This window comes from Deinococcus sp., assembly GCF_030523985.1.
In the GTDB taxonomy this organism is placed as follows: domain Bacteria; phylum Deinococcota; class Deinococci; order Deinococcales; family Deinococcaceae; genus Deinococcus.
Window position 1 is genome coordinate 22,596 of record NZ_JAUNHK010000032.1, and the last position, 4,113, is coordinate 26,708.

The 4,113-nt window shown below is 66.2% G+C and carries 3 protein-coding genes; all 3 read right to left on the reverse strand.

Going from position 1 to position 4,113, the window contains the following annotated elements; translation table 11 throughout:
* Positions 1 to 1,145, reverse strand: a 1,145-nt coding sequence (locus Q4C89_RS06750) for a VWA domain-containing protein (protein WP_303101843.1), incomplete at its 3' end; no start/stop codon positions are given.
* Entirely contained in the window at positions 1,142 to 1,753 is a 612-nt protein-coding gene (locus Q4C89_RS06755; RefSeq protein ID WP_303101844.1) for a hypothetical protein, read from the reverse strand. The genes Q4C89_RS06750 and Q4C89_RS06755, both read right to left, overlap by 4 nt.
* 104 nt (positions 1,754 to 1,857) lie before the next feature.
* Positions 1,858 to 4,113, reverse strand: a 2,256-nt coding sequence (locus Q4C89_RS06760; protein ID WP_303101845.1) for a DUF5682 family protein, incomplete at its 5' end; no start/stop codon positions are given.

Genomic DNA, 4,113 nt, shown 5'->3' on the forward strand with positions numbered 1-4,113 from the left:
TGGTCGGGCGTGCAGGCGAACACGGGAATGTCGTGCGCGGCAATTTGGGCGGCGTACTCGCGGTGATAACTGGGCGTGCCGTCGTCGTCCAGCGCGGGCAACACGATGACGCGCACCCCCGCTTCCCGGAACTCCGCCAGCCGCCGGATCATCTGCGGGCCGTCCGAGTCGTAGAGGTCGGAAATCAGGATAAAGACGTGGTCTTCGGGCGATTTCAGGAAGCTCTTGCAGTAGTCCAGCGCGGGCGAAGTGTCGGTGCCGCCACCGAGTTGCACGCCGAACAGCACGTCCACCGGGTCGGAAAGCTGCTCGGTGAGGTCAACCACCGCCGTGTCGTAGACCACCACATGGGTCTTCAGGCTGGGCAAACTCGCCAGCACCGCGCCGAAAATGCCCGCGTAGACCACGCTGCTCGCCATGCTGCCCGACTGGTCGAGGCACAGCGTCACCGACTTGAGGTGCCGCCGCGCCCGCCCGTAGCCGACCAGCTTTTCGGGAATGACAGAGCCGCGCTCGGGGTCGTAGGTTTTGAGGTTCTTCAGGACCGTTTTGCCCCAGTCGATTTCGTTGTGGCGGGGGCGAGAGTTACGCTGCGAGCGGTTGAGGCTGCCTGTCACGGCACTGCGGAGCGGTTCCGCCAGCCGCGCCGAAAGCTCGTCCACCACCTTTTTCACCACCTGCCGCGCCATCGCCTTGGCCTCCGAGGGCATCGCGTCTTTGAGGCTGAGCAGGGTCGCCGCCATGTTCACGTCCGGCTCAATGGTGTCCATCAGTTCGGGTTCCAGCAGCAGGTGACGCAGATTGAGGCGTTCTACCGCGTCCCGTTGCAGCACCTGCACGGTGGACTGCGGAAAGAGGTCGCGCAACTCGCCCAGCCACGCGGCGACGGTGGGGGCGGAATGGCCCAGGCCCACGCCTTTGCTTTCCTTTTTGCCCGGCTTGTCGCCCTGCACCTTGAAGCCCGCGCCGTCGTAGAGGGCTGAGAGGGCCGCGTCTAAGCGGGCATCCTGGGCATTGAGTTCACAGCCGATGCCATCAGCACTTTGCCCGCTGCGGGTGGGGCCGCCGAGGAGGAGTCGCCAGCGGCGGAGGCGTTCAGGTTGGGGATGAGCGGTTTCGGGTTGAACCTGCGGGGATACTGTCATTTCATAACCTCGCCTAAAAGCTGCATCAGCTCGGCATTTTTCTCTCTAGAGACCGCGTCCCACGACCAGCCCCAACGCGGCGACTCACCCGGCATGCTCGGCGTTCGCCAAAAGCCCACGCGCTGCCCAGGACGGTAAAACCTGCGCCTCGCTCCCCCCGGCGGGTAGTCGAAGACATCGGGAGTGGTGGGGCCGACTTTGAAGTGCTGCCTCAGTCGTTTTTCTACCCTCGGTGTCAGGGGGCGCAAAATCAGCGACAGCTCGGCTTCCTCCTGCTCTTGGTCATCACGCGAGTCAGGCCGCCAGCGGTACTGATAATCGAACAGTCGGGCAAAGGCGAAGGCCGCGAAAGACTCTGCGAAGGGCCGCCAGCGGTTCGGGCCGACCTCGCCGTTTTGCTGCAACCAGCGACTGAGGAGCAAAACGGGTGGGTCATCGCTGCCGTCAAGCAACAGACCGTAGGTGTAGTTACCCTGATTCTCGTTCAGCAGATACAGCACGGGCAGCTTGCGGTACTTGTAGGGCGACAACGCAGTGCTTATAAACTTCTCGTCGTTGCTGTGTTCGGTCAGGAGTTCTGCCGCGCCCAGGCGCAAGGCGTCCAGCAAGGAAGCGGGGAGGGTAAGCCTATTCGATACGGCCCACTCTTCCCAATCCGTGACCGTGGATGGGAGCGGCTCAAGCTCAAGCTCCCGCAGAACATCAACGAAGTTCATACATTCGCCCCCAGCATCCTTAACCCGGTCGCCACCGCCAGCATGCCCAGTTCGTCGTTGACCGCCGCGCTGACCACTTCGCGCGTCACACCGCGCAAATCCTCGCCCAAGCGCCGACGCTCAGGCGGGGTAATCCGCGCCAGCGAACGCCGCAGCGCAGGCAACACCGCGTCAAACTGCTCGGGGTCAAGGCCGACCACCCAGTCGTCCAGCAGGCCCAGCGCCGCCGGGTCGTGCAGCAGGGTTTGCCCGCCTTCGCCCAGAAAACCGTCCAGCCACGCCGCCACCGTCAGCACGTCCCCGCCCGCCGCCAAAGCCGCGCCCAGCCGCACGCGCACGGCTTCTTCGTCCAGTAGGGCACGGTCACGCAAGCGGGCCACCGCGTCCCCGCGCAGCAGCGGCGCGATGCCGTCCGCGTCGAGCGCGTGCAGGGCGAGTACCCATTCCGTCGAGGCGTCCGCGTCGTCCAGCAAGCGCACGGCGCTGTCAGCCGCCGCGACCAGTTTTTGCAACTCCTGTGCAGCATCGTCTTTCAGAGCGTGGGCGGCGTTCGGCAGACCAGCAGCGGCGCGGGCAGTAATCGTGCGGAACACGGGGCGCGGGTCGTCGCCCTCGCGGGTTCGCACGTCGCCGTAACGGGCGAGGCGGGCCAGCGGCGGCAGGGCACCCAGCAGCGCGGCGGTGTCGGCACTGGCGGCGCGTTCGTCCAGCTTGGCGAGGGCAAAACGGGCCGCGCCTTGCAGGTTCGCCAGGCGGGTGACTTCCAGCAGCTTGGAGAGTTCCGCGAGGTCGGCGCGGCGGGCGCGGGACACGGCGGCGGTGTTGGCGGCCCGCACCAGCGTATTGCCGAAGCGACTCGCTTCAATGAGGCGCACCGCGTATTCGGGTGCCCAGCGCAGCGACCATTCTTCCTTGAAGGTGCCCATGCCCCGCGCCGCGCTTTCCCGCGCCCAGGGAATGCCCAGCACGTTGAGGCGGTGAAACAGGTGCGACTTGCCCAGGCCGCTGTCCTCGCGCAAATCCAGCGTGAGTTCGCGGGTGACGGCTTCTTGCTTGAGCCGCAAGGTTTTGAGGGTCGCCGCCAAATCCTGCGCCAGCGGCACGGCGGGCACTTCGGCGGGGACGCTGCCCAGCACCTCGCCCACGAACAGTTGCTCGGACAGCAGGCGTAGCGGCGTGTCGCTGTCCCACGCGAATACCGCCTGAGTCGCGTCGGTGAGTTCGTCCAGCCCCGCCAGACTGCGCCCCCGCAGCGCCGCCAGTGCGTCCGCCAGACGGGTCGCGTCAATGACCTGTGCGCTGGATGCGTCCAACCCCTTTTCCCGTAGCAGCCGCGCTGAACGGGTCAGCCAGCTTTCGGAGACATGCGCGGGCGTATTGAAGAGGTGCGCGTACCACCCCGGAGAGGTGATGCCCGCGCCGTAGCCACTCGCCTGCGTGAGCCGCCCGTGTGTCCACGGCGTAACGGTGAGGTTGGTCTTGACTTTGGGCAGCCCCTTGAGCCGCGCCCCGTCGCTCTTTTTCTCGCGTTCCAGCATCTCGGGCGTGAGGGCGGGAGCGTGCCATGCGCCGCAGACGACGGCTACATCGCCCTTCTTGAGGGCCGCACGGATAATCTCGCGCATCTGGGCCTCGCGGATGAGGTCGCGCTCCGAGGTGAAGCCGTCCCCCTTACCATCAACACTGCCCTCTCTGACCGCCGCCATCACCTCATTCACCGCGTCAAAAATGCCCTCGCCGCGAGACTCGACCAGCGCGTCCCACCAGCGTTCAAAGTCGGAGTAGCCCGCCGCCTGAGCCAGCAGCGCGAGCGGGTCGGCGCGGACGGAAGGCCCCCCCTCACCCTCCCGAAACTCCGTTTCTCCTTCCCTCTCCCCCAGGAGAGGGCTTTCTTCACCCTCTACCTTTGGGAGAGGGCCTTGCGAAGCAAGGGGTGAGGGTTGTTGCGCCAACGTCACGGCGGCGGGCAAGTCCATAAAGCCCACAGGCACGTCATTTTTCAGCGCCCAGCGAATCGCCACCCATTCGGGCGAGAACTCCGCCAGCGGGTAAAAGACGGAATGTTCGGGAGACAGATGCACATGCGCCAGCACCGCGACGGGCGGCACCGTGTCAGGGTGGGCCAGAAAGGGAATGAGCGGGTCGGCATCGGGCGGGCCTTCCACCAGCAGCGTGGCGGGCCGCAGCGTGTCCAGCGCGGTAAGGACGCTGCGGGCGCTGCCAGGGCCGTGGTGACGAATGGGGAGGAGGTG